This is a genomic window from Flavobacterium endoglycinae (assembly GCF_017352115.1).
Lineage (GTDB): Bacteria > Bacteroidota > Bacteroidia > Flavobacteriales > Flavobacteriaceae > Flavobacterium > Flavobacterium endoglycinae.
Genome location: NZ_CP071448.1, coordinates 4,028,766 through 4,055,533, shown reverse-complemented (window position 1 = coordinate 4,055,533; position 26,768 = coordinate 4,028,766). Strand labels below are relative to the sequence as shown.

The following is a 26,768-nucleotide window of genomic DNA, read 5'->3' as shown; positions in this document are numbered from 1 at the left end:
TCAAGGTTTTAAAACCGTGAAGGAAATACACATACGATGTCAAACTCAACAAAACAATTTAATATCCACGAAGACTGGACAGTCGTAATTTTAGGATTTTTAATAATTGGAATTTCGCTTTTTATTTTTCTTCCTGAAATTCCTATTTTCAGCTGGTCAAGTGTATCAGACTTAAAAGAAAAAGTTCTCAATTCCGAAAATCTGCAAATCATAGGCATCCAGTTCTTGTATCTTATTGCAATAGGAATTGTTGGCACCTTTTTGGTCGGAAAATCAGTAAAATACTTTCTTGCAGTATTCCCAATAGTATATATTCTAACACTTTTGGCACTTCTCGCTGCTGGAAATTCTGAAATAAAAGCACTCAATTTAGAAGCCGTAATTTTCAGTCTGCTTATCGGTCTCGTTATTGGGAATTTCTTCAAACTTCCTGATTGGTTCCGAAATGCACTTTCGACCGAATTATTCGTAAAAATTGGATTGGTCTTATTAGGAACCAGTGTTATCTTTTCAGACATTCTAAAAGCCGGTTCATTAGGATTATTTCAGGCTTTAATTATCGTTTTATCTGTTTGGTATTTTGCCTTCTGGCTATGCCGGAAATTAAAAGTCGATGACGAACTGACTATGATGATTTCGAGTGCAGTTTCAATCTGTGGTGTTTCTGCTGCCATTGCCACTTCGGGAGCTATAAAAGGTGATTCTAAAAAACTCTCGTATGTAATTTCTATCGTTTTGGTTACGGCAATTCCCATGATGATATTCATGCCGGTAATCGCACGATATTTCAATTTCCCCGAAGAAGTAACAGGAGCCTGGCTTGGAGGAAGCATTGATACATCCGGAGCAGTAGTTGCTTCTGGCACTTTGGTTGGCGAAACGGCTTTAAAAATCAGCACGATTGTAAAATTTTCTCAAAATGTTTTATTAGGATTAGCTGCTTTTGCTATTTCAGTTTATTGGACCTATAGTCACAACAAATCAGCTGAAGCGGTTGAATCAAAACCAACTTTGAAAGTAATTTGGGAGCGCTTTCCAAAATTTGTAATTGGTTTTATTGCAGCATCATTAATTTTTTCCTTTCTAATTACACCTGAAGTAAGAGATACTGTAAAAGACAGTTTAAAAACTCTGCAGGGAATCTGGTTTGCGTTAGCCTTTACCAGTATTGGGTTAGAAACTAATTTTAAAGATTTACTAGCTTATAACAGCCGTAAGCCCTTATTCGCTTTTTTAATAGCCCAATTATTTAATGTAATTGTAACGCTGATTATTGCCTTTTTGCTTTTCGGCTGATTTTAAAAATAAAAAAACAGCAATCCAGCTTATTCCAAACTAATAAAGCCTACAGATTTTAAATTCCTGTAGGTTTTTTCATTTTAGCCATTTCAAACAAAAACCGTAAACACTTATTAATCAGAGTATAACTTTCTTTTTTCAAAAAAAATGAAAGATTAATTTGGATTTTACAATTTTAAATATAATTTTGTCTATAGAATTAGTAGAGTTTAAAATTAAAAACTTACATTTTGAAAACAACAGCAACCAAAACGTATTACATTCTTCCTAAAAAATACACCTATAACACCTTTTGTTATATGTGCAGCTGTTGTTAATTCTTTTACCTGTCCGTTATGATTCTTTTGAAAACCAAAATCAAAAAACACAAATCTAACGGAACTTATATTCCAATTTTTATTGATCCGTAAATAACTGTTTGAGACATTTTGTTTCAGGAGAAGTTACGCTGTTATAAAATCAAAAATGAAATGAAGCCGACAAACTAAAAATTGTTTTTGATTACTCCGGATCATTTCTGCGGCAACAGAAATGATCCTTTTTAAAAAGAATATTTATCACTAAACAAACAAAAAACAGAATACAATGAATACAAAATTTACCAGATTGTTTTTTTCAATCGTAGCGTTAGGAATGTTAGGCTCACACAATTCAAACGCTCAAACCTCATCATCAAAACCTAATATTATTTTAATACTGGTAGATGATATGGGTTATTCTGATTTAGGAAATTACGGTTCAGAAATCAAGACGCCAAATTTAGATAAACTGGCTTCAGAAGGTTTACGTCTACGCGAATTTTACAACAATTCGATTTGTGCGCCTACAAGAGCTTCCCTCCTAACCGGACAATATCAGCACAAAGCCGGAGTCGGTTTCTTCGATGTTAATCTAGGACTTCCTGCTTATCAAGGTTATTTAAACAAAGAATCTTTAACATTAGGCGAAGTTTTCCGTTCTGGAGGTTACAGCACACTTTTATCAGGAAAATGGCATGTGGGTTCCGAAGATCAGTCGCAATGGCCAAATCAAAGAGGTTTTGACAAATTTTACGGAATTCTAAAAGGGGCTTCTAACTACTTTGATACCAAACCGCTTCCTTTCGGAAAAACACCTTATCCGGTAAAATTAATCCGCAATAATGAAGAACTGCATCCTAAAGATGATTCGTATTATTTTACAGATGAAATTGGAAACAATGCGGTTACTTTTTTAGACGAGCAGAACAAAGAAAACAAGCCTTTCTTTTTGTACTTGGCTTTCACAGCTCCGCACTGGCCTTTACAAGCCAAACCTGTTGACATTGCAAAATACAGAGGAAAATTTGATGAAGGCTGGGATGTTTTAAGAGAAAAAAGAATCCAAAAGCTAAAAGCCAGCGGTCTTTTACCAGCAGATCAGACGATAGCGCCAAGAGATCCTGAAGTACCCGAATGGAATGAATTGACGTATGACGAAAAACAATTCTGGAAAGCCAAAATGGAAGTCTACGCTGCAATGGTCGACAATATGGACCAGAATGTTGGAAAGGTTTTAGACAAACTAAAAGCACTTAAAAAAGATAAAAACACCCTGATTATTTTCATTTCAGACAATGGCGCTCAAGGCGGATTCAACACTTACAATCCCCTTGGAAGAGGTTTAGTCCGAAACGATGGACCTGTGGGAACGTCGGGCTCATTTGATTATCAGGAACAAAACTGGGCTTATTTATCGAACACTCCGTTACAACAATACAAAAACAATATGCACGAAGGCGGTTTCAGTTCGCCGTTTATTGCTTGGTTTCCATCAAAAATAAAAGCTGGAAGAATCGATAAAGGAACGGGACACATTATTGACCTTGCTCCTACTTTTTATGAACTTGCCGGAATAGAATACCCAAAAGAATATAATGGTGTGTTAACAAACGCTTTGGCTGGAAAAAGTTTGTTGCCTGTTTTATTTGATAATGTTTCGCAGGTAGAAAGAGACACACCATTATTTTGGGAAAGAGCGGGAAATAGAGCTGTTCGTGACGGAAAATGGAAATTGGTTTCTATTTATCCTTCTTACGAATGGGAATTGTACAACCTTGAAACTGACCGAGGTGAAACCACCAATGTCGCTCAGCAGAATCCGGGAATTGTAAACAAACTTTCTGCCTTATATTTTGACTGGGCAGATAAAACCGGAGTTGTTGAATACAGTAAATTCAAACTTAAACCCGAAACCATGCCGGGCGGTGCCGCACTGAAAAAGTAAAGCCTCGCACAAAACTTATTTAGTAAAATATCAAACACATGAAATATCAGAACATTTTAGAAACCATTGGCAATACGCCGCACATAAAGCTCAACAAGCTTTTTAAAACCCACGAGGTATGGATTAAATTAGAAAAAGCCAATCCAGGATCAAGCATAAAAGACCGAATTGCTCTGGCTATGATTGAAGATGCCGAAAAAAGAGGAATTTTAAACCATGATTCGATAATTATTGAACCAACGTCTGGCAATACCGGAATTGGATTATCGCTGGTGGCGGCCGTAAAAGGTTACAAAGTAATTATTGTAATGCCAGAATCAATGAGTGTTGAACGACGTAAAATTATCGAAGCTTACGGCGCAGAATATGTTTTAACTCCAAGAGAAAAAGGAACTTCTGGAGCTGTTGAAAAAGCAAACGAATTGGCTTCGACTATTAAAAACGCTTTTCTGCCATCACAATTTACTAATCGTGCCAATGTTGAAGTTCACGAACGAACTACTGCACAGGAAATCCTAGCCGATTTTCCAGACGGAATTGATTATCTCATTACCGGCGTAGGAACGGGCGGGCATATTACCGGAGTTTCTAAAATTCTGAAACAACATTTCCCTAATTTAAAAACCATTGCGGTAGAACCAGCACTTTCGCCTGTTTTAAGCGGCGGAATTGCGGCACCTCACCCTTTACAAGGAATTGGAGCTGGATTTATTCCTGAAGTTTTTAACAGAGATTATATTGATGAAATTATCACAATCGAAAAGAATGATACTTTCAATTTTGCAAAAAAACTAACGAAAGAAGAAGGAATTTTTGGTGGAATTTCTACAGGAGCGGCATTAGCAGCTGTTTCAAAAAAGATAAAAAATATCCCTGAAGATGCCGTAATCCTTACATTTAATTACGATACCGGAGAACGTTATCTTTCTGTTGAGGAATTATTTGATTTTTTCTCATAAAAAACTAAATACCAAACAATTACACTAAAATAAAATCTTTAATTTTAACAATTAAATACTTAAAATTAGCAGAAACAAAAAAATTAACCGAAAAACCTTAAAACTATGGCAGATTTACAAAAACAACAGACCGCTTTAGGCGATGTTGCAGCGAGACAACTCGCAATTGCAACCCGTACCGTTCCTCAAATTGGAACTATTACACCACGCTGGCTGACACATTTACTGCATTGGGTTCCAGTAGAATCAGGTGTATTTCGTTTGAATAAAGTGAAAAACGCAAATCACATCGAAGTAGATTGTTCGGCACGCGACGAAAGAGTTTTACCTAATACTTTTGTCGATTATGTAGAAAACCCAAGAGAATACAATCTGGCAGCTGTTCAAACTATTGTGGATGTTCATACCCGTGTTTCTGATTTATACAGCAAACCGTACAATCAGATTTCAGAACAGCTTCGTCTGGCAATCGAAACCATAAAAGAACGTCAGGAAAGCGAATTAATCAACAACAAAGATTACGGTTTATTAAGCAATGTAGCCCCTTCTCAAATTATTAAAACTCGCACCGGTGCGCCAACTCCAGATGATTTAGATGAACTGCTTACTAAAGTTTGGAAAGAACCGGGATTCTTCCTTTTGCATCCTTTGGCAATTGCCGCTTTCGGACGCGAATGTACACGCCGTGGTGTTCCGCCCCCTACGACTTCTTTGTTTGGATCTCAGTTTTTAACATGGAGAGGAATTCCGCTTATTCCATCTGATAAACTGCCAATCAAAAACGGAAAATCAAAAATCATTTTACTTCGTACCGGAGAAAGCCGTCAAGGAGTTATTGGATTAATTCAGCCTGGTTTACAAGGAGAACAATCTCCGGGATTATCAGTACGTTTTATGGGTATCAATGAAAAAGCCATTGCTTCTTATTTAGTTTCTCTTTATTGCTCACTGGCTATTTTGGTAGATGATGCTATTGCTGTTTTAGAAGATGTAGAAATAGGAAAGTATCATGAGTACAAATATTAACAACAACGGTTTACCAAATATTGACGATCTGCAGTTGTTGGCTAACGAATTGTTCAAAGCCCTGCCTAATGAATTTCCAAAAGAAATTTCATTAAGTCCAGACAAAAGCGAACATCCTCGTGCTGCAAAACTGGCAGAAACGATATTGCATACCGGAAGTTCTGATTCTTTAAATCAGGTACCGCTGGCAGTTCCGTCAAATGTACAGCCTGCGCAGCATTCTTTCAGTGGTTTTGGCGTTTCTCCTTCAGTTATTGATTATGGCAATACTGGAGCTTCTGTTTTATACCCGAATGCTGGAGCAGGGTTTGATCCGCAAAGTGAAAATTATTCAAAAGGAATTCATGACAATCAAAACTTAAATCTGAACAATCCACAAACAGGATTTTACGATATCAATTTGAATAACGGAACACCGCAGCTGAATGAAGAAAGTATTTTTTCATCCATAGCATTGAATAATCAATACCTTCCGTTTCAGACTGAAAGTTCTTCTTTTGAAATAGAACTACAAACCGCATTAGCTTCTGTCGATACACAATTTAGAAAGCGTGTGGATTTTCCATTCAATGGAAATGAAACTGCCGCTGCTTACTATTTTTTAGAACAGAATCCTTTTGCTTTTGATAGAAGAAGTTCCAATATAATTGTGGGAAATTCATTCGACACAAAAGAAATCCCTTTGTTTAAAGCAACTCATTTTGATGCTGCATTGGTAAAAAAGGATTTTCCTATTCTAAATGAAACCGTAAACGGCAAACCATTGGTTTGGTTTGATAATGCGGCAACAACTCAAAAACCAAAATCGGTTATTGATCGTATTGCGTATTTCTACGAACATGAAAATTCAAATATTCATCGTGCGGCACATGAATTGGCCGCAAGAGCATCTGATGCTTACGAAGCGGCACGTGAAAAAGTAAAAACTTTTTTGAATGCCAATTCAGTTAACGAAATTGTATTTGTACGAGGCGCTACAGAAGGAATTAACTTAGTAGCATCGACTTGGGGCGAACATAATTTATCTTCTGGAGATGAAATTATAGTAAGCAATCTGGAACATCACGCCAACATTGTTCCGTGGAAACGACTGGCGGATAAAAAAGGATTGAAACTAAGAGTAATTCCAGTAGATGATGATGGTCAGATTCTCCTTGATGAATATGCAAAACTACTGAATTCGAAAACCCGTTTAGTTGCTTTTACACAAGTTTCAAACGCACTTGGAACGGTTACTCCGGCAAAAAAAATAGTCGAAATGGCTCATGCCGCTGGAGCAAAAGTTTTAATAGACGGCGCACAGTCGGTTTCGCACATGAAAGTGGATGTGCAGCATTTAAATCCAGACTGGCTGGTTTTTTCAGGTCATAAATTATTTGGACCAACAGGAATTGGAGCTTTATATGGAAAAGAAAATCTTTTAAATGAAATGGAGCCTTATCAATCTGGTGGAAATATGATTCAAGATGTCACTTTTGAAGAAATCAAATACCACAAAGCACCAAATCGTTTTGAAGCCGGAACAGGAAACATAGCTGATGCGATTGGACTTGGCGCTGCAATAGATTATGTTTCCAAACTTGGAATTGAAGCTATTGGACAGTATGAACATTTTTTACTAGAATATGCTACCCGACTTTTAAAAGAAATTCCGGGCGTTCGTTTAATTGGAACGGCAAAAGACAAAGCCAGTGTATTGTCTTTCAATTTACAAGGTTACAGCAACGATCAGGTTGGACAAGCTTTAAATCGTGAAGGTGTCGCGGTGCGAACTGGACATCATTGCGCGCAGCCCATTTTACGAAGAATGGGAGTTGAAACCACTGTTCGGCCTTCACTGGCATTTTACAATACAACCGAAGATGTCGATACGTTTATTAAAACCCTTTGGGAACTTAAAAAAGTAAAATTCTAAAGTCTATTCCTCCCCCGATAATTACTTTTTTTGATATTTTAAGTAATTACGACCAAAAGCGATAGTTCAATCACTATCGCTTTTTTATTTAAAGTCTAAATTATTATCAGTAAAACGTTTTAAAATTGCGGTTTTAAAGGTCATTTTATGTTAAATATCATCATATAAAACGCGAATGATTCTTTTTTGTTTAACATTTTATCAACAAAGGGCTTTTCTTTTAACAGAAACTTACAAAAATATTTTATTTAGTTACAAATAACACAAAAACTAATCCTATTGTGAAATTTATTGTTAAAAAACCTTTAAAAATTAACAGTAAATTAGGATATTTGAAAGAACTAATTTAAACGAAATGAATATGAAAATTAACCTAAAGCATTTTTTATGGCTGATCTCAATACTATTTGTACAGATTGCCGCTGCTCAACAGGAATCAATTTCCGGAAAAGTAATCGATAAAAAAGGAATGCCAATTCCTGGTGTAAATATCATTTTAAAAGGCACAAACGTAAGTACTCAAACTGATTTTGACGGTTTGTTTAAAATTGCGGCCAAAAAAGGCCAGATCCTTACCGTAAGTTATGTAAGCTTTAATACGGTAGAAGTTCCAGCTGCTAACCAAATGACTATAGAACTGGTTGAAACTCAAAACGAACTAGAAGCTGTACTCGTTGTAGGATACGGAACACAATCAAAAAGAAACCTTACTGACAATATCGCTAGAGTAACTGCTAAAGATATCCAGCAGATTCCAGTTTCAAACGTGCAGAACGCATTAGTTGGAAAACTGGCAGGGGTTCAGATTACGCAGACCAATGGTAAAGTTGACGGAGGAATTAACATTCGTGTGCGTGGTGCGGCAAGTATCAGCGCCGGAACACAGCCATTGTATGTACTAGATGGAATTCCTTTGATTAATGATGATGAATCTAGTAACGGTGCGCCAACCAACCCATTGCTGACTTTGAGCACCAACGAAATCGAATCGATAGATGTATTAAAAGATGCTTCTTCTGCTGCGATTTATGGAGCACGTGGAGCCAACGGGGTGGTTTTAATTACCACTAAAAAAGGAAAAGAAGGAAAAGGATCTTTTACTGTAAATCTTTCTCAAGGGGTTAGCGAAGCTACACATAAAAGAAAGTGGCTTAACGCAAAACAATACGTTGAATTATTGCAAGAAGCTGGACGTAACGTTGACGATTTGGAATCAGTTGAAGATGAACTGGAATATCTTTCTCAAGGAACAGACTGGAGAAATGGCGCAGTAGATACCGACTGGCAGGATATCGCTTTAAAAACAGGTTATACAACAGATGCTGATTTTTCTGCTTCTGGAGGAGACGATAAAACAAAATATTTCTTTTCAGGTGCGTACAACAACACAATTGGTATTGTAGACAGTAATACTTTAGAAAGATTTACAGCAAGAACCAACGTATCACATAGAGTTACGGATCGTCTTACTTTAGGAATGAACCTTGGATTTTCTAGATCTTTAATTCACAGAGTTCAAGATGACAACTCGTTTTCTTCACCGTTGCAGTCAGTTGCGCAAGCACCAATTTCGCCTGCAAGATTAGAAGATGGAAGTGCTAACCCAAATACAGAATATTCAAATTATCTTTTAGCAAAAGACAACACTTTCTGGAAAACCATAATGCGAAGATTAACCGGAAAAGTTTTTGGAGAATTTAGGATCTTATCTTCTCTAAAATTTAATTCTGACTTCTCATATGACCTTTTATCTCAAACAGAAGATTACTGGCAGGGTAAAAACGCTCCTTTTATGGCAACAGATGGAGCGGTATTTGCAACTTCTGTAAACACAGAAAACTATGTTTCGAGTAACTACTTTACATTTGATAAAACATTTGCTGAAAAGCACAATTTAAATGTGGTTGCAGGTATGGAATTCAACAAATACCACAGAAGATATCAAGATGTAAACAGTATTTATTTCTCAAGCGATGATTTTCAAACTGTTGATGGTGGTGCCGAGGTAAACGAAGGACACGGAAACGAAACAGATTATGCATTTGTTTCTCAGTTTGGGAGATTAAATTATTCGTACATGGGTAAATACCTTTTAAAAGCTAGTATTCGTCGCGACGGATCTTCTCGTTTTGGTAAAAACGAACGTTTTGGAGTTTTTCCAGCCTTTTCTGCCGGATGGGTTATTTCTCAGGAAGAATTCTTAAAAGACAATACTGTCCTAACGAATTTAAAAGTTAAAGGAAGCTGGGGAAAATTAGGAAATGCCGAAATTGGAAATTTTGCATCACGCCAGCTTTACAGACCTAATCCGTATAACTTGAAATCTGGACTAACATTCGATCAGCCGGGTAATAATGATTTAACTTGGGAAAAATCAGCTCAAACCGATTTTGGTATTGAAGTTGGATTTATTAACCGATTCTCGCTTGAAGCAGATTATTACCAAAAAGATACTGACGGATTACTTTTCGAAGTACCGCTTCCAATAAGCTCTGGAGCTGCATCTATTAATAAAAACATTGGAAAAATTAGAAGCAATGGTTTTGAAGTCACTTTAAATACTAAAAACATTGACAAAGAAAACTTCAAATGGAACACAAGCTTTAACCTTACTACAAACCAATCGAAAGTAAAATCACTTCCGAATGACAACAGAGATATTATTGTTTCGTACAACATCAATAGAGTTGGCGAAAACATTTCATCTTTTTATTTAGTAGAATACGCAGGTGTTGATCCAGAAAACGGAGATGCTTTATTTTATAAAAACACTAAAAAGGCTGATGGTACACTTGACCGCACCAAAACAAACGATTATAGTGAAGCACAACGTGTTATTATGGGGAATCCATTCCCAACTTTAATGTCGGGTTTAACAAACACGATTATTTACAAAGGATTTGATTTTTCATTTACTTTCCAAGGAGAATGGGGAGCTAGCATTTACAACTCGGCAGGAATTTACCAATCAACTGCTGCTGATTATTTTGATAACCAAACAGCAGATCAGTTAAACAGATGGCAGAAACCTGGTGATATTACCGATGTACCTCAAGCACGTTTTGGAGGTTCGAACGGGACACAGGATTCTTCCCGCTATCTTGACAAAGCCGATTTTGTTCGTTTAAGAAACCTTACTTTAGGATATACACTTCCTAAAGATGTATTGAAAGATTTAGGTATGAGCAGCTTAAGAGTTTATTTCACTGCTGTAAACCTTTTAACTTTTACCAACTACAAAGGTAACGACCCAGAAGCAAGAAGAGATGATACGGGAATTGGGGAAGATTTTTACTCTGCACCACCGGCAAGAACAACAGCAATTGGTGTAAACTTTAATTTTTAAAAAGAACAAGATGAAAGCAAATAAATTAATCCTATTGATACTTTTTGCAGTATTTTTTACAAGCTGTGAAAACGAACTAGATATAGAACCTAAACAACGAGAGGATGCAGACAAAACTTTAAGCACAGAAACTGGTGTAACCAATGTGCTTACTGGTACTTATGCACTTGCCGCAAATGGAAATGCTTACGGAGGAAGAATTTTATTATATGCAGACTTACTTGGTGTAAGCGGCGCATTAAATACAACGGATTTAAGATGGCGAGGTACCTTTGGTGAATTAAGACAGATGTACATCAAGAATATGTTAGCAGATAATGTTATCATCGAAGGAACGTATGCGAGGTTGTATCAAATTATAAATGCGTCAAATACTGTAATTGAAAACATCGACAAAGTAAAAGATCCAGACAGACGCGCGGTAATGATTGGTGAAGCTAATTTCCTTAGATCATTAGCTTACTTTGATTTAGTGCGTTTCTTTGCAAAACCATACGTAAGTGGCCAGACCAATAATCAATTAGGAGTTGTAATACGACCAAATGCCATTTATGATTTCAGTGTCGATTTATCTAAAGAAAGAAGCAGCGTTGAAGAAACATACAAAGTAATCATAGACGGTTTAAAACTAGCGTATGCCAATCTGCCTGCTGATAATAGTTTTTACGCTGATAAATATGCAGCTCAGGCATTACTGGCAAGAGTTTATTTACAACAAGGAAAATACGATTTAGCCAGAGACGCCGCAGATGATGTAATTGAAAACAGCGGTCATGGATTATCTCAGACTTATGGCGCTGCATTTAATCATGACACGGATCAGACAGAAGACGTATTTGCAATCCAAATTACCAAACAAACAGGTGTTAATGATGCTGTAACTTTCTATGCTTCTGAAAACAATGGAGGCCGTGGCGGAGATTTCTCTATTAGAGATGCTTATTTAGCTAAATTTAGCGATCCTGATGATAGAGCAGTATTTAACTATGAGAATGACGCAAACGGAAGAATTTTAACTTCTAAGTTTACCGATCAGTTTGCTAATGTTGGAATCATTCGTTTGGCCGAAATGTATTTAATTAGAGCTGAAGGGAACCTTAAAGAAGGTACAGCTGTTGGAAACACTCCACTTGACGATATAAACATCATCAGATCAAGAGCACATGCTGATAATCTAACTGCTGTTACTATAAATGATATCTGGTTAGAAAGAGAATTAGAATTAGGTATGGAAGGATTTCTTATTCATGACATCAGAAGAACACAACGCTCTATAGATGTTAGTACAAATGGAGATGGTTCTGATTTAATTCCTTTTGATGACGATATCTTGGTATTCCCAATTCCGTTAAAAGAAAAAGATGCTAATAAACTGATTACTCAAAATCCGGGTTACACAGGAGCTAATTAATAATTTCAAAAACTTAAATAAAAAAAACCATTCGTTGGCAGCGAATGGTTTTTTATTTGAATTGAATATATAGATAAGTAAAATTGAAAAAATTAGGTCTCTTTAATGTTTTAAAAATTTACGCTTCTGCTAAAGTTTCTATAGAAGCATGGGCAATCGACAAAGTAATTGGATCTGAATATCCTGAAAAGAACGCATCTAGTACTTCCTGAAAAATAGGATTCGCATTTTCAACCTGAGAAAAAATCGTCATAGACGAACGCAGTTTACGAGCATCAAGTTCTCCTAGAATGGTTTCAATTGATTTATTTCTGAAATTCAGCAAAAGCTGTGAAATTTCAATTAAATGTTTTGACAAAATCGGATGATTTAAAAATGCTTCTGCCTCTTTCAAATCTTCAATTGCATAATATTTGGCAAGATCGCTTTTTCCCAACCCTTTAATCTGAGGAAAAATACACCACATCCAAGGCGTTTGTTTCTTTCCTTTCTTAATCTCTGAATAAGCAGTAAGATAAAGTTTATTCTGCGCATCTAAAAAACGAGTAATACTATTTGCATAAGCCATCTTTTTACAAGGTATAAAGTTTACAATTCAGTTTGGGTGCTTGCGTATCAATTCAGCTTAAAATCAATAAACTGGTATTGAAAATTATTTTTGGTTTTATCTTTTAATCAGATTCAAATCTAATCTAGAGACCCATTTTAAAATTTATATAATTAAATTCCTTTGTTATATAATTTAGACTTCTGCAAAATGGTATTTATAAAAAAAGCTGTGAATGAATTTCCACAGCTTTCTATTTTTTGATCTTGTAATGAAATATTATCTAAACTCGTTCAACGATTTCTCAATGATTTCAAGACATTCTTTGATTTGTTCTTCGGTCATTACCAATGGCGGAGCCAATCTGATTTTATTTCCGTGCGTTGGTTTTGCCAATAATCCGTTATCTCTGAATTTTAAACATATTTCCCAAGCAAGATCAGAATCCTCAGTACTGTTAATTACAATCGCATTCAGTAAACCTTTTCCACGAACCAGTGTAATTAAATGATTTCTCTCCGCAATTTCATTAAGCCCATTTCTTAAAATAACACCAAGACGTTCTGCATTTTCAGCTAGTTTTTCATCTTTAATTACTTCAAGTGCGGCAATCGCAACCGCAGCAGCAACTGGATTTCCTCCAAAAGTAGAACCATGTTGTCCCGGCTTAATTACATTCATAATTTCATCGTTTGCCAAAACTGCAGAAACTGGATAAACACCTCCAGAAATAGCTTTCCCTAAAATCAAAATATCTGGCTGTACATTTTCGTGATGAACCGCTAATAATTTTCCGGTGCGGGCAATTCCTGTTTGAACCTCATCAGCAATAAATAAAACATTATGTTTTTCACACAGTGCTTTCGCTTTTGCCAAATATCCTTCAGATGGAACATATACTCCAGCTTCACCCTGAATTGGTTCTACTAAAAACCCAGCAATATTTTTTGATGATTCAAGTGCGTTTTCAAGCGCAGCCAGATTATCATATTCAATTTTTATAAAACCATCTGTAAAAGGTCCGAAGTTTTTACGTGCCGTTTCGTCATTAGAAAACGAAATGATTGTAGTCGTTCTTCCATGAAAATTATTCTCACACACAATTACCTGCGCTTGATTTTCTGGAATTCCTTTTACTTCATATGCCCATTTTCTACAAACTTTAAGCGCAGTTTCAACGGCTTCTGCACCAGTATTCATAGGAAGCACTTTATCGAAACCAAAATATTTCGTGATGTATTCTTCGTAATTTCCTAATTTATCATTGTAAAAAGCACGCGAAGTAAGTGTTAGTTTTTGTGCTTGATCTACCATTGCCTGAACAATTTTAGGATGACAGTGTCCTTGGTTTACAGCAGAATAAGCCGAAAGAAAATCAAAATACTTTTTCCCGTCGACATCCCATACATACACACCTTCCCCTTTTTCTAAAACCACAGGAAGCGGATGATAATTATGAGCTCCGTATTTATTCTCTTTTTCTATCAAAACTTCAGATTTTGATGAAAGTGTATTTTCTGTATGTATCATAATTTGGTATTTTTCAAATACAAAAGTATCAAAAAATATCAAATACAAACTTTAAAAATTAAATTTAACCGAAAAAATACACAAAATGAGTCAAAATTAATTTTTATGCACGTTTTTAAAATCAAATTACTTCAAACACCAAATGCAATTTTATTGTCCATTATTGAAAAAAATGGTTACTTTTATGAATCAAAAAAGATTTAAATCACTTGTAAAGAATGGATATATTAGACGAATTCGATATTAATATATTGAAGGAATTAGAAAAAGACGGAAGAATGGCTTTTTCTGCAATTGCAGCCAATTTAAAAATATCAAACACAATGGTGCATCAGCGTATTAATCGAATGATTGAGCAAGGTGTTATTGGCGGTATAAAACCTATTATACAAGAAAAAAACATTGGTTACGACTGGGCTTCCTTCACGGGAATCACACTGAATAAAGATTCTGATTCTGATCGTATTATAGAAGAAATGAAAAAAATTCCTGAAATTACGGAATGTTATTATGTAACGGGTTCTTTCACACTTTACATTAAAATTATTGCCAAAAACCACGAACATATGCGTAAAATTCTTTACGAAAAAATCGACAGCATTCCCGGAATTGCCAAAACCGATTCGATTATTGAATTAGGCTGTGCTTTCAAAAGAAATATCACTTTGTAAAACTTTATAAATAAAAAAATATGCGTTTGCGAATACTGTTTTTATCGGCTTTTTTTTGCTGTAGTTCAGTACTGTTTTCGCAGACTGTAATTCATAATCCATCCAAAAGTGATTTTTCGGGAACACTTTCCTTTTTAGCTTCCGATTGGATGGAAGGACGCGGTTCTACACAAAAAGGCGGTTTTATGGCATCAGAATACATTGCTTCCTTGATGAGTTTATATCAACTGAAACCGTATAATTCCCAAACCGATTATTACCAAGATTTTAAAATACAAGAACATACTGTTCAAAAATCAAGTTTTAAAATCAAAAAAGGAAAAGAAACTATTTCACTTTCTGAAACTGATTTTCGCGTTACGCCAATTACAAAATCAATACAAAACGAAACTTCCATACTCTTTGCAGGATATGGTTTAAGCATCCCAAATGAAGGTTACGACGATTATAAAAATCAGAATGTTAAAAATAAAATTGTAATTGTTTTAAAAGGTTTTCCAAGTCACAGAGATACTACGACGACAACCTTTCAAAAATTTAAAAAACTATTTCCAGAAGAAAATAATTTAGAAGAAATAAAATTGCAGACTGCCATCAAAAATGGCGCAGCAGCTTTGATGATTATCGATTCTAAAGAAACATTCAAACCAAGTAAACATTCAGAAGATGCTGTTTTTCATTCCTTAGAAAATTCAGAAACAGCAACAATTCCGGTTTTTAAAATTAGCAAATCGGCTGCCGAGAAGCTTTTTCCTCAAACCTATATAACAACGTTTGAAAAGAAAGCCCAAAAATTACAGACTTCTTCTGCCCTGCTTAAAAATAGTACAATCAATTTTTCTATCGAATTACAAACGGAAACGTTTCCGGTTCGAAATGTTTTAGGAATGATTACCGGAAAAGACACCACTAAAACTATAATTGTGGGCGCGCATTACGATCATTTGGGCATTATTAAAGATTCGATTTATAATGGTGCCGATGATAATGCTTCTGGAACTTCTGGAATGCTGGCTTTAGCAAAAAAATGGTCGGAATCTAAAACCAAACCGCCTTGTAATATTCTTTTCGCTTCTTGGACCGCTGAAGAAATGGGACTTTTAGGAAGCGAATATTTTGTTCGAAATTTTGATTTCAGTCGTCAAAAAATACTTTTGGCAATCAACATGGACATGATTTCGAGAAGTGCACCAGAAGATAAAACACATCGAATTTTAAGCATCGGCACCGAGAAAGAAAATGACAATTTGAGAAAAATAGCCACTGAATGCAACGCCCAACTTAAAAATCCATTTTCGTTGGATTTATGGGAAACCAACGGTCATTCTGGGAGTGATTACGCTTCTTTTACCGCAAAAGGAATTCCTATTATGACTTTCTTCAGTGGTTTTCACGACGATTATCACACCCCAAACGATAAAGCTTCAAAAGTAGATCTCGACAAAATTCACGATGTGCTTTTTATTGTCAATAATTCTCTTTTAAAGTTTTTAGAAAAACCGCTTAACTAAATCCAAAATACCATGAAAAACCAGTTTCATTTTACGTTTTCGTTTGAAAAAATCATATTGATTTTATTGTTCGTTTCAAGCGGAATACTGCAGGCGCAAAATCCCAAAGGAAAACTATTTATTATTGGCGGCGGCGATCGTTCTGATGAATTAATGAAACAGGTTTTGGCTGTAGCCGAATTAGGAAAAAAAGATTATATCGTCATTTTGCCAATGTCTAGCGAAGAACCAGACAGTTCGTTTATCTTCTTTAAAACCCAAATGGTAAAATTGACGCAAAATCCAATTGTAATGCTGAATTTCAATAAAGAAACTGCTCAAAATAAAAAACTAACCGATTCTGTTCAAAAAGCAAAATTGATTTTTATAAGCGGCGGCGATCAAACACGATTCATGTCGGTGGTACACAATACACCTGTCAAAACAGCAATTGTAAAAGCGTACGAAAACGGAAGCACCATTTCTGGAACCAGCGCTGGTGCAGCCGTAATGTCTGAAAAAATGATTACTGGAAATCAGAAGCTACAAAAAGAATATTCTGGAACTTTTGACAATATCCGATATGACAATCTTGAAACTTCAGAAGGTTTGGGATTGTTGAAGACTGCAGTTATCGATCAGCATTTTTTAAAAAGGAACCGTTACAACAGGTTACTTTCTGCTTTGGTTGAATTTCCTTCTTTAACTGGAATTGGTATTGATGAAGCTACGGCAATTATCGTGAGAAATAATCAGGTAGAAGTTGCGGGAGAAAGCGAAGTTATTGTCGTTCGAAATCCGAAAGGCATTCAAAAATCAAAAAAGAATAATTTGATTTCAATTGAAAACCTGCAAATGAGCATTTATACTCCCGGACAAAAATTTAACATCAAGTAATTATGCATTTTTACTCCAAAATACTACCGCTGGCTTTTGTTTTTCTGAGTTTTCAGATTTCGGCACAAACCCTCAATACAAAAGAGATTGACCGACTGGAAAAGCTTTCCAAACAAGTAACTATAATCCGAGACAGTTGGGGAATCCCACATATTTACGGAAAAACTGATGCTGATGCTGTTTTCGGGCTTTTATATGCACAGTGTGAGGATGATTTCAAAAGAATCGAAATGAATTATATCGAAAAACTGGGTCGTCTAGCAGAAATCAAAGGGCAGTCCGTTTTGTATAATGATTTAGAAATTAAGCTTTTAATTGATACCGACGAAGCAAAAGCTGATTATAAGAAAGCTCCAGCTTGGTTAAAAAAACTATTAAACAGTTATGCAGATGCCATTAACTTTTATTTGTACAAACATCCAGAAGTTAAACCAACTCTTTTAACGCATTTTGAGCCGTGGTTTCCGTTGCTTTGGACAGACGGAAGTATTGGCGCTATAAGCACCGCCGATCTTTCTACAGCAGAATTAAAAGCTTTTTATTCTGGAAATAATGATAAAGTGGCGTATGTAGAAAGAGAAAAATATGTTCAGACAGGTTCTAACGGATTTGCTTTTGCGCCATCAAAAACAGCCGATGGAAATGCGATTTTATACATCAATCCGCATACAACTTTTTATTTCAGACCTGAAGTTCAGGTAACAAGTGAAGAAGGATTAAATGCTTACGGAGCAGTAACTTGGGGACAGTTTTTTATTTATCAAGGTTTTAATGAAAATTGCGGCTGGATGCATACTTCCTCAAATGTTGATGTTGCCGATATGTATGCTGAAAAAATTGTGGAGAAAAAAGGAAAATTATTTTACGAATTCGATCAAAAACTTTTCCCAGTAATTACAAAAGAAATCACAATACAGTATACCGAAAACGGAAAACTGATTCCGAAGAAATTCAAAACCTATTTTACAAATAATGGTCCGATTATGGCCAAAAGAGATGGAAAATGGATTAGTTTAAAATCGATGAACCGCTCGATGACAAGTTTAATTCAAAGCTGGGTTCGAACCAAATCAAAAAGTTTTGATGATTACAAAAAAGCAATGGATTTAAAAGCCAATACTTCCAATAATACGGTGTATGCTGATAACAAAGGAAATATTGCTTACTGGCATGGCAATTTTATTCCTATCCGCGAGAAAAGCCTAAACTGGTCAAAAGTAATTGACGGAACGGTTTCTACCACACAATGGAAAGGTTTACATGAAGTCGATGAAACGGTTCATGTGTACAATCCTTCAAACGGCTGGTTACAAAATTGCAACTCTACTCCTTTTTCTGTGGCGGGTTCAAACAGCCCAAAAAAAGCAGATTATATTCCGTACATGGCGCCTGATGGCGAAAACTTTAGAGGCGTAAATGCCGTTCGAATTTTCAGCAAAGGCGATCATTACACTTTAGATAAAGTCATAGCCGATGGTTATGATACTAAATTATCTATTTTCGAACTTCTGATTCCGAGTTTGGTAAAAGTCTTTGAACAGAATATTAAACCCGAATCTCCAGAATATGAAACTTTAAAAGAACCTATTTCTATTTTGAAAAACTGGGATTATTATGCCAAAGAAAACTCTGTTGCTACAACTCTGGCAGTAGAATGGGCATATAAATTAGACCCAATTATCCAAAAAGCCTATATTGACGAAGGAGAACTAGATCAGGTCGAAAACACAACTAATTTTGCTAAAAACGCAACGGCTTCGCAAATGATTCCGCAATTACAGACCGTTTTAAAGGAACTCCAGTCGAAATGGGGAACTTGGAAAGTCAGTTGGGGCGAAGTAAATCGTTTTCAGCGTTCCAGCGGTGACATTGATTTAAAATACGACGACAATCTTCCAAGCTTGCCAATTGGTTTTGGTCCGGGATCTTGGGGAAGCCTTCCTTCTTTTAAAAGCAGTTATCAAAACAGTTCTAAAAAACGTTACGGTTACAACGGAAATAGTTTTGTATGTGCGGTAGAATTTGGCCCTAAAATAAAAGCAAAATCATTACTAGCAGGTGGAAACAGCGGTGATATTCATTCTAAACATTTTACCGATCAAGCCGAAATGTACCAGAAAGGACAATTTAAAGAGGTTTTATTTTACAAAGAAGATGTAGAAAAAAACGCTGAAAAAACATACCATCCAGGCGAATAATTCCGCCCAAATAAATTTGTTAAATAACCTCACAAGAAATAGCTTTTGAGGTTTTTTTGTAACATAATATTTCTGATATTTGTTAAAAATTGTAAAAAATGAAAAATACAGCTACACTTATTTTTGCAACCTTATTGTTTTCTACTACAATTATGGCACAATTAAAACCCGTAAAATATTCTGAAGGAAACCAAACTCTTAATGGTTTGTTTATAAAATCGGCTAAAAAGAGCCCTAACAATCCGGGAATTTTAATGCTTCCGGCATGGCTTGGAATCGACAACGCTTCGAAAGGAATTGCAGAAGAATTATCAAAATTAGGCTATCATGTTTTTATCGCTGATATTTATGGAGAAGGCAACTATCCTAAAAATACAGGTGAAGCAGGAAAACAAGCCGGATTTTACAAAACCAATTATGAAGCCTATCAAAAACGAATTGATGCCGCTTTAAAAGAACTGATCAAATCAGGAGCAAACGCAGACAATATTGTCATTACTGGATATTGTTTCGGCGGAACGGGAGTTCTTGAAGCTGCCAGAGGACATTTGAATGTAAAAGGCGTTGCGTCATTTCATGGAGGTTTAGGCAAAGATGCTTCTAGACCAACAGAACCCATTACTACTAAAGTTTTAATTTGCCACGGAGCAGATGATCCTTTTGTTTCTAAAGAAGAAATCGCTTCTTTCCAGCAGGAAATGCGTGATGCAAAAGCAGATTGGCAAATGATTTATTATGCAGATTCTGTTCACTCTTTTACCAACCCTGAGGCAGGAAATGACAATTCAAAAGGTGCTGCTTACAACCCAGTTGCCGCCAAAAGATCTTTTGAACATTTAAAGCTTTTTCTGAACGAGGTTCTTAAAAAGTAAAATCAAAACTACCAAAACCAAAACAACCCAAATAAACCAATGTCACATAACAAAATTAGAGAAGACAAAACTTGTTTGAACTGCAGACATGTTGTCGAACAAAAGTTTTGCCCAAACTGCGGACAGGAAAATAGTGATACACGAAAGACCTTTCACCACTTATTTATTCATTTTTTTGAAGATTTAACCCATTACGAAAATGCGTTTTGGAAAACAATCAGAAATCTTCTTTTTAAACCCTCAACGCTTACTAAGGAATATCTTTCAGGAAAGAGATTATCGTATCTGGCACCCGTTCGTTTGTATATTTTTATCAGTTTTGTGACCTTCTTGCTTATTTCTTTTTTCCCCAGTAAAGTAAACAAACAAATTGATGACAACGAAGACAAACTAAATGAAAACATTGTAAATCCGGTTAAAGAAAACGCTGAAAAAGAAGACGATAAAAAGTATTTCAAATTAAGGCCGATGAAAGAAATTGATTCGATCCAGAAATACGGAAAAGAAAATGAAAAATTTTCTGATTTCGAATATTGGGTTTACGAAAAAGCATCTCATGTTACGGAACATAATACCAAAAAACAGATTATTGAAAAATTTGTAGAGTCTTTTTTCCACAATATCCCGAAAATCCTGTTTATCATTATGCCGTTTTTTGCATTTACCCTATGGATTTTCCACAACAAAAAGAAATGGTATTATTTTGACCATGGTATTTTCACACTGCATTATTTTTCGTTCCTGCTGCTCATCTTCCTGATTATGTTTATAGTAGACCGAATATGTGGCATATTTGGTTCCGAGAATCCGTTGAAATTTATTTCTGGAATTACCACTTTTGCGGGAACCATCTGGATGTGTTATTATTTCTATCCCGCTCATCACCGCTTTTATGGCGAATCTAGATTGGTATCGTTTGTTAAAAGTGTAACATTATTCATCATAAACTCACTTTTTATCCTATTTTTACTGATCTTTTACGTTTTATATACATTTATTAATTTACACTAAAATAAAGAATGAAAAAATTACTCATTTTATTTTTAATTGCCTCAACAACGTTTTCCTGCAAAAACTCACAATCGGCAGCTTCAAAAGACAATTCAGATCCAACCAAATATGTAAAATATATTTCTGAAAAAGATTTAAAAGAAATGCTTTATGTTATTGCTTCTGATGAAATGGAAGGTCGTGAAACCGGATCGGCTGGACAGAAAAAAGCAGGTCTTTATATGATCGAGCAATACAAAAAAAGCGGTATTTCATTTCCAAAAGGTGCTTCAGATTTTTACCAGCATATCCCAGCATCTTATTTAAATGCAAAACGCAACCAAAATTTACCAGATTCTGAAAACATCTGGGCGTATATCGAAGGTTCTGAAAAACCAGATGAAGTCTTGGTGATTTCAGCGCACTACGATCACGTAGGTATTAAAAATGGTGATGTTTACAACGGAGCTGATGATGATGGTTCTGGAACTGTAGCCGTTATTGAAATGGCAAAAGCTTTTGCTAAGGCTAAAAAACAAGGCCACGGACCAAAACGTTCTATTTTATTCCTGCATGTTACAGGTGAAGAACATGGTTTACACGGATCTCGTTTTTACTCAGAAAATCCATTATTTCCAATCGCAAACACCATTACGGATATCAATATCGACATGATCGGACGTCGTGATGTAGAACATGCGAATACTAATAATTACGTTTATGTTATTGGTGCCGACCGTTTATCATCTGATCTTCATAATGCCGTTGTGGCACAAAATGACAAATACATCAAAATGGACTTAGATTTCAAATTTAATGATCCAAAAGATCCAAATCATTTTTATGAGCGTTCTGACCACTACAACTTCGCTAAAAATGGCATTCCTTCTATTTTCTTCTTCAACGGAGTTCACGAAGACTACCACGGAAAAGGCGACGAACCTCAAAAAATCGAATACGACGCTTTAACCAAAAGAACAAAACTAGCGTTTGTACTGGCTTGGGATTTAGCCAATAGAGAAAATAGACCGGTAGTGGATAAGAAATAGTTTTTTTTAGGCACAGAGGTTCTGAGGGACTAAGGTTCTGAGGTTTCTCAAAATAAAAAAGGATGAGTTTTACTCATCCTTTTTTATTTTATATCTGTAAAGAAGAACCTTTGAACCTTAGTCCCTCAGAACCTCCCTTTTAGTCATTCATCGAAATCAAAAACTCCTCGTTGTTTTTGGTTTTCTTGAAACGGTCATTTACGAAATCCATTGATTCAACTGGATTCATGTCTGAAAGGTATTTACGCATGATCCACATTCTTTGTAATGTTTTCTCGTCAAGTAATAAGTCATCACGACGTGTACTTGAAGAAGTAAGATCGATAGCTGGGAAAATACGTTTGTTAGCAATTTTACGATCTAACTGAAGTTCCATGTTTCCAGTTCCTTTGAACTCTTCAAAGATAACCTCGTCCATTTTAGAACCAGTTTCAGTTAATGCTGTTGCGATAATACTTAACGAACCACCGTTTTCTACATTTCTAGCAGCTCCAAAGAAACGTTTTGGTTTTTGCAATGCATTGGCATCCACACCCCCGCTTAATACTTTTCCAGATGCTGGCTGAACCGTGTTGTAAGCTCTAGCAAGACGTGTAATTGAATCTAAAAGAATTACAACATCATGTCCGCATTCTACCAAACGTTTTGATTTTTCAAGAACGATATTAGCAATTTTAACGTGTTCCTGCGGTTCTCTGTCAAAAGTTGATGCGATAACTTCACCACGCACACTACGCTGCATATCGGTAACCTCTTCAGGACGTTCGTCAATTAGCAGAACAATTAAATACACTTCAGGGTGGTTAGCCGCAATTGCATTTGCAATGTCTTTTAAAAGCATGGTTTTACCCGTTTTTGGCTGTGCCACGATCATACCTCTCTGTCCTTTTCCGATAGGAGAAAATAAATCGATAATACGGGTTGATATAGAACTGCCTTTTTCGGCTAATTTGAATTTTTCAGAAGGAAAAACAGGTGTCAAATGTTCAAAAGAAACTCTGTCACGAACTACCTGCGGATCATGTCCGTTAATTTTTAATACACGAACAAGAGGGAAAAACTTCTCGCCTTCTTTCGGCGGACGAACCACTCCTTTTACAGTATCTCCGGTTTTTAAACCAAATAATCGGATTTGTGAAGTTGATAAATAAATATCATCTGGAGATGCTAAATAGTTATAATCCGAAGAACGTAAAAATCCGTAACCGTCAGGCATCATTTCGAGAACTCCTTCACTTTCAATAATTCCATCAAATTCAAAGTCTGAATCTCTGAAATTATTGTTGTTCTTTTTATTCTTGTGATTTTGGTTAGGATTTTGATTTCCGTTGTTCCCATTACCATTTCCGTTGCCATTTTGATTTTGGTTCTGATTCGGATTTTGATTCTGGTTTGGATTTTGGTTTTTATTCTGGTTAGGATTAACCTTTTTAACCGGTTGTGCAGGAGTTTCAGTTTTTTCAGCTTCTGTAACTGTTGAAACGGTTTCTTCAGTTTCCAATTTTGGCTCTACTTCTTTTGGAGTCAAGTCCTTAACAGCTGTTTTCTCTTTTTGCTGTGCAACCTTTTTCTCGTAGGCCTGTTTATTAAATTTACCTTTCGGTGCTTTTTTATCTGTAGTTTTTTCTACTGCTTCCTCTTCTTTTGCTGGTTCTGCAGCAACGACAGGAGTTACAGTTTCTTTTATTGGTTCCTCTACTTTGTCGAATTCCAAAACAGGTGCGTTTTTGGCAGCTGTTTTTTTAACTGGAGCAATTCTGGCTCTTTTTGGTTTTTCAGCATTTACTTCAGTAACTTCTTTTTCTGCAATAGTAGCTGCCGGTGGTGCTGTAGTCGCCTCCTGATGCGCTAAAATCTGAGTAATCAGGGTATCTTTTTTAACGCCATTAATCTTTATAGTTTTAGCTAGCTTAGCTATTTCTTGAAGCTCAGAAAGCTTCATTTCTTTTAATGCAGAAATATCAAACATGAATGTTCTATGAGTTTAATTATTTTAAAGGAAATACTGTAAAAAGAATAGGTAGATATTTTTTTTCAATTGACCGCAGAGTATGAAGTGCTTACGGTATTTTGATGCAATAATACGAATAAAATTTAATCATACAATAGTATTTTAAAAAAAGAAAATATATTTTTGTAAAACAATTTCAAGTTATGTTACAGCGAATTCAGACCGTATATTTAATTCTTGCCTTTGTAGTTACTGGGGTTTTACTGTTTTTTATGCCTCTTTGGACATTAAATACAGGTAAGCCTTTTTACTTCATGCAAGACCAGGTTTACTCAGTATTGCTAGCATTAAGCACAATGCTTACAATCGTTAGTATTATATCATTCAAAAAAAGACAAAATCAGTTTGTGATGAACAGACTGAACATAATATTAAACTTAATTTTGTTAGGATTATTTCTATATCGCTCTCTAAATTTATCTGGAGAAACGGTTAACGCTGTTTCTGAGAAAGGTATTGGGATGTTCATGCCGATTGTTTCTATCGTGTTATTAGTTTTAGCTAATAAGGCCATCAAGAAGGATGAAGATCTTGTAAAATCTGTAGATCGTTTGAGATAAACCTATAAACTTAATTTTTTGTGCGACGAAAACCCGAATTTTTATTCGGGTTTTTTTATGGAATAAACTCTTCTTTTTCAAGTCTCATTAAAATCAGCCGCAAAACCATTTTGTAAGATAATTTTTTCATAAATTTGCATTTTTGTACCAAAAACAATTATGTCAGATAAAATTAAAATACATCTTGCTGATGATCATCAAGTACTTATTGATGGATTGAGCAACTTACTTCAAACCGTTCCAAATTTTGAAGTTGTGGGCAGTTCATTGAATGGTTTATCTATATATGATGATGTGGTTAAAGATGAAGCCGATATTTTAATTCTTGACATTAGTATGCCTCAAAAAGATGGTATCGAAGTATTAAAAGAATTTACTCAGAAAGAGTTTCCCTGTAAAGTCATTATTTTATCGAGTTATGATGATTTGAAAATCATAAAAGAAGTAATGAAATTAGGTGCAAAAGGATATCTGACTAAAAAATGTGCCGGCGAAAATATCATTGAAGCCATTATTGCTGTCAATCAAGGACAGGAATATTTTTCGGATGCTGTGAGGGAAAAAATCTTCAGCATCTTTTCAAAGAACAATCCCAAACTAAATAAAAATGTTTTAATCGAAAATCCTGTTTTAAGTCCGCGGGAAATGGAAATCGTGACTTTAATTTGCTTGGAATATAGCGGGAAAGAAATTAGTGAACAGCTTTTTATAAGTCAAAACACCGTGGAAACTCACCGCAAAAACATTATGAAAAAGCTGAATATCAAAAACACTATCGGACTGGTAAAATATGCTTTAAAAAACAATTTGATTAACCCATAAATTCGATAAAAAATTCAGTTTATGTTTATTAGAATTTTCATTTTATTTCTCTTTTTTACTTTCAACGGGACAAAGGCCGCGCAGCTTTCTTCGGCTGATCCAAATTATGTGGCACAGCAAAATGTAGAAAAAACAACTGTTTCTAAAAATCAAAAACTGGAACAGCTTCGAAATAAAAAAGTGGTAAGTTTATCTATCATACTGATTATTCTATTATTTTTTCTTTTCTATTATGTGTATCAAAACAATAAACTGAAACAAAAAATAAAGCGGAAAGATACCAAGCAAAAAATACTCTTAAATGTTATTGATGCAGGAATTGACAGTCAGGAAACCGAACAGAAAAAAATAGCTTCATTCCTTCATGACAATGTTAATTCGCTTTTGTCTTCTGCTGGACTGCATTTGAATGTCTTTACAGCTAAGAATAATATTCAATCCGAAGAAATTCAAAAAGCCAAAGCAATTTTACAGGAAGCGCACGATCTTTTACGTGACATTTCCCACGATCTGATTCCTACTCTTTTGGTGCGTTTTGGGCTAATTTACGCATTAGAAGATTTATGCGAAAAGAATTCAAATTCAGATATCCAGTTTCGATTTTCAAGTTCGCTTTCTACAGAAACACGTTATTCCGAAAAATTTGAAATGAAACTGTATTTTATTATTTCAGAATTGTGCAGTAATATTATCAGACACAGCGGTGCCCAGAAAGCGCAAATTTCACTGCACGAACATCATAATAAATTAATCATCATTATTCATGATAACGGCAAAGGTTTTAATGCCGAAAAAATAGATGAAATCGAAGGTTTTGGCTTAAACCGAATCCGAGTGAGAATTAAAAAACTAAAAGGTACTTTCTCTATTATTTCAAGACCTGATGAAAACAGCGGTACTTCTATCAAAATAAAAGTTCCGATTTCGTAAA

General features: G+C 35.3%; 20 protein-coding genes. 17 read left to right on the top strand and 3 right to left on the bottom strand.

Translation table 11 applies throughout. From position 1 onward, the window contains the following. Positions 1-36: 36 nt before the first annotated feature. The 7 genes from J0383_RS18090 to J0383_RS18060 all read left to right on the top strand — a co-directional run bounded on the left by J0383_RS18090 (position 37) and on the right by J0383_RS18060 (position 12,200). Positions 37-1,296, top strand: coding sequence for a YeiH family protein (locus J0383_RS18090; RefSeq protein ID WP_207295373.1), 1,260 nt, complete (start codon positions 37-39; stop codon positions 1,294-1,296). Between the two features lie 588 nt (positions 1,297-1,884). Then, positions 1,885-3,543: an arylsulfatase gene (locus J0383_RS18085; RefSeq protein ID WP_207295372.1), complete on the top strand. Its 1,659-nt coding sequence runs from the start codon at positions 1,885-1,887 to the stop codon at positions 3,541-3,543. A gap of 38 nt (positions 3,544-3,581) precedes the next feature. Continuing rightward, positions 3,582-4,502 (top strand): cysteine synthase A, encoded by a 921-nt coding sequence (gene cysK, locus J0383_RS18080; protein WP_207295371.1) that lies wholly within the window; start codon positions 3,582-3,584, stop codon positions 4,500-4,502. Positions 4,503-4,607: 105 nt separating this feature from the next. After that, positions 4,608-5,528 carry a family 2A encapsulin nanocompartment shell protein gene (locus tag J0383_RS18075; protein ID WP_207295370.1) on the top strand — a complete coding sequence of 307 codons (921 nt, stop codon included), beginning with the start codon at positions 4,608-4,610 and terminating at the stop codon, positions 5,526-5,528. Next, positions 5,512-7,443, top strand: a complete 1,932-nt coding sequence (locus tag J0383_RS18070) for a family 2A encapsulin nanocompartment cargo protein cysteine desulfurase (protein WP_207295369.1) — start codon at positions 5,512-5,514, stop codon at positions 7,441-7,443. The genes J0383_RS18075 and J0383_RS18070 overlap by 17 nt, the downstream gene beginning before the upstream one ends. Before the next feature lie 361 nt (positions 7,444-7,804). After that, complete coding sequence (locus tag J0383_RS18065; RefSeq protein ID WP_207295368.1) at positions 7,805-10,789, top strand: SusC/RagA family TonB-linked outer membrane protein; 2,985 nt, start codon at positions 7,805-7,807, stop codon at positions 10,787-10,789. A gap of 10 nt (positions 10,790-10,799) precedes the next feature. After that, the gene (locus tag J0383_RS18060; protein ID WP_207295367.1) at positions 10,800-12,200 is read left to right on the top strand and encodes a RagB/SusD family nutrient uptake outer membrane protein; all 1,401 of its coding nucleotides are present in this window, start codon (positions 10,800-10,802) and stop codon (positions 12,198-12,200) included. Between the two features lie 118 nt (positions 12,201-12,318). On the opposite strand, the gene J0383_RS18055 is transcribed toward J0383_RS18060, so the two are convergent. After that, positions 12,319-12,768, bottom strand: a complete 450-nt coding sequence (locus tag J0383_RS18055; protein WP_207295366.1) for a DUF1810 domain-containing protein — start codon at positions 12,766-12,768, stop codon at positions 12,319-12,321. Positions 12,769-13,026: 258 nt separating this feature from the next. Further along, the gene (rocD, locus tag J0383_RS18050; RefSeq protein WP_207295365.1) at positions 13,027-14,277 is read right to left on the bottom strand and encodes an ornithine--oxo-acid transaminase; all 1,251 of its coding nucleotides are present in this window, start codon (positions 14,275-14,277) and stop codon (positions 13,027-13,029) included. 218 nt (positions 14,278-14,495) lie between these two features. Between rocD and J0383_RS18045 the strand changes: the two genes are divergently transcribed. The 7 genes from J0383_RS18045 (at position 14,496) to J0383_RS18015 (ending at position 22,444) form a co-directional block, all read left to right on the top strand. Beyond that, a complete protein-coding gene (locus J0383_RS18045; protein WP_207295364.1) occupies positions 14,496-14,948 on the top strand; it encodes an Lrp/AsnC family transcriptional regulator in 453 nt (150 codons plus the stop codon). A 20-nt stretch (positions 14,949-14,968) separates the two neighbouring features. After that, complete coding sequence (locus J0383_RS18040) at positions 14,969-16,459, top strand: M20/M25/M40 family metallo-hydrolase (protein WP_207295363.1); 1,491 nt, start codon at positions 14,969-14,971, stop codon at positions 16,457-16,459. Positions 16,460-16,471: 12 nt separating this feature from the next. Further along, entirely contained in the window at positions 16,472-17,335 is an 864-nt protein-coding gene (locus J0383_RS18035) for a cyanophycinase (protein WP_207295362.1), read from the top strand. 2 nt (positions 17,336-17,337) lie between these two features. Continuing rightward, the gene (locus tag J0383_RS18030) at positions 17,338-19,533 is read left to right on the top strand and encodes a penicillin acylase family protein (RefSeq protein WP_207295361.1); all 2,196 of its coding nucleotides are present in this window, start codon (positions 17,338-17,340) and stop codon (positions 19,531-19,533) included. A 98-nt stretch (positions 19,534-19,631) separates the two neighbouring features. Further along, positions 19,632-20,405 (top strand): dienelactone hydrolase family protein, encoded by a 774-nt coding sequence (locus J0383_RS18025; RefSeq protein ID WP_207295360.1) that lies wholly within the window; start codon positions 19,632-19,634, stop codon positions 20,403-20,405. A 39-nt stretch (positions 20,406-20,444) separates the two neighbouring features. Beyond that, on the top strand, positions 20,445-21,416 hold the full coding sequence (locus J0383_RS18020; RefSeq protein WP_207295359.1) for a DUF3667 domain-containing protein: 972 nt from the start codon (positions 20,445-20,447) through the stop codon (positions 21,414-21,416). An 8-nt stretch (positions 21,417-21,424) separates the two neighbouring features. Beyond that, the gene (locus J0383_RS18015; protein WP_207295358.1) at positions 21,425-22,444 is read left to right on the top strand and encodes a M28 family peptidase; all 1,020 of its coding nucleotides are present in this window, start codon (positions 21,425-21,427) and stop codon (positions 22,442-22,444) included. A 139-nt stretch (positions 22,445-22,583) separates the two neighbouring features. Here the strand turns inward: J0383_RS18015 and rho are convergent, their stop codons facing one another. Continuing rightward, positions 22,584-24,413, bottom strand: a complete 1,830-nt coding sequence (rho, locus tag J0383_RS18010; protein ID WP_207295357.1) for a transcription termination factor Rho — start codon at positions 24,411-24,413, stop codon at positions 22,584-22,586. A 185-nt stretch (positions 24,414-24,598) separates the two neighbouring features. Here rho and J0383_RS18005 point away from each other — a divergent pair, with 185 nt between their 5' ends. The 3 genes from J0383_RS18005 (at position 24,599) to J0383_RS17995 (ending at position 26,767) form a co-directional block, all read left to right on the top strand. Beyond that, complete coding sequence (locus tag J0383_RS18005) at positions 24,599-25,015, top strand: DUF4293 domain-containing protein (protein WP_207295356.1); 417 nt, start codon at positions 24,599-24,601, stop codon at positions 25,013-25,015. Positions 25,016-25,174: 159 nt separating this feature from the next. Then, on the top strand, positions 25,175-25,837 hold the full coding sequence (locus J0383_RS18000; RefSeq protein WP_207295355.1) for a response regulator: 663 nt from the start codon (positions 25,175-25,177) through the stop codon (positions 25,835-25,837). A gap of 21 nt (positions 25,838-25,858) precedes the next feature. After that, a complete protein-coding gene (locus J0383_RS17995) occupies positions 25,859-26,767 on the top strand; it encodes a sensor histidine kinase (protein WP_207295354.1) in 909 nt (302 codons plus the stop codon). Position 26,768 lies beyond the last annotated feature (1 nt).

Coding starts and splice junctions, on each gene's coding strand:
- J0383_RS18015 (WP_207295358.1), top strand. CDS start 21,425: ATGAAAAAATTACTCATTTTATTTTTAATTGCCTCAACAACGTTTTCC.
- J0383_RS18060 (WP_207295367.1), top strand. CDS start 10,800: ATGAAAGCAAATAAATTAATCCTATTGATACTTTTTGCAGTATTTTTT.
- J0383_RS18045 (WP_207295364.1), top strand. CDS start 14,496: ATGGATATATTAGACGAATTCGATATTAATATATTGAAGGAATTAGAA.
- J0383_RS18005 (WP_207295356.1), top strand. CDS start 24,599: ATGTTACAGCGAATTCAGACCGTATATTTAATTCTTGCCTTTGTAGTT.
- J0383_RS18075 (WP_207295370.1), top strand. CDS start 4,608: ATGGCAGATTTACAAAAACAACAGACCGCTTTAGGCGATGTTGCAGCG.
- J0383_RS18085 (WP_207295372.1), top strand. CDS start 1,885: ATGAATACAAAATTTACCAGATTGTTTTTTTCAATCGTAGCGTTAGGA.
- J0383_RS18040 (WP_207295363.1), top strand. CDS start 14,969: ATGCGTTTGCGAATACTGTTTTTATCGGCTTTTTTTTGCTGTAGTTCA.
- rocD (WP_207295365.1), bottom strand. CDS start 14,277: ATGATACATACAGAAAATACACTTTCATCAAAATCTGAAGTTTTGATA.
- J0383_RS18000 (WP_207295355.1), top strand. CDS start 25,175: ATGTCAGATAAAATTAAAATACATCTTGCTGATGATCATCAAGTACTT.
- J0383_RS18025 (WP_207295360.1), top strand. CDS start 19,632: ATGAAAAATACAGCTACACTTATTTTTGCAACCTTATTGTTTTCTACT.
- J0383_RS17995 (WP_207295354.1), top strand. CDS start 25,859: ATGTTTATTAGAATTTTCATTTTATTTCTCTTTTTTACTTTCAACGGG.
- J0383_RS18065 (WP_207295368.1), top strand. CDS start 7,805: ATGAAAATTAACCTAAAGCATTTTTTATGGCTGATCTCAATACTATTT.
- J0383_RS18030 (WP_207295361.1), top strand. CDS start 17,338: ATGCATTTTTACTCCAAAATACTACCGCTGGCTTTTGTTTTTCTGAGT.
- J0383_RS18035 (WP_207295362.1), top strand. CDS start 16,472: ATGAAAAACCAGTTTCATTTTACGTTTTCGTTTGAAAAAATCATATTG.
- J0383_RS18020 (WP_207295359.1), top strand. CDS start 20,445: ATGTCACATAACAAAATTAGAGAAGACAAAACTTGTTTGAACTGCAGA.
- cysK (WP_207295371.1), top strand. CDS start 3,582: ATGAAATATCAGAACATTTTAGAAACCATTGGCAATACGCCGCACATA.
- J0383_RS18070 (WP_207295369.1), top strand. CDS start 5,512: ATGAGTACAAATATTAACAACAACGGTTTACCAAATATTGACGATCTG.
- J0383_RS18055 (WP_207295366.1), bottom strand. CDS start 12,768: ATGGCTTATGCAAATAGTATTACTCGTTTTTTAGATGCGCAGAATAAA.
- J0383_RS18090 (WP_207295373.1), top strand. CDS start 37: ATGTCAAACTCAACAAAACAATTTAATATCCACGAAGACTGGACAGTC.
- rho (WP_207295357.1), bottom strand. CDS start 24,413: ATGTTTGATATTTCTGCATTAAAAGAAATGAAGCTTTCTGAGCTTCAA.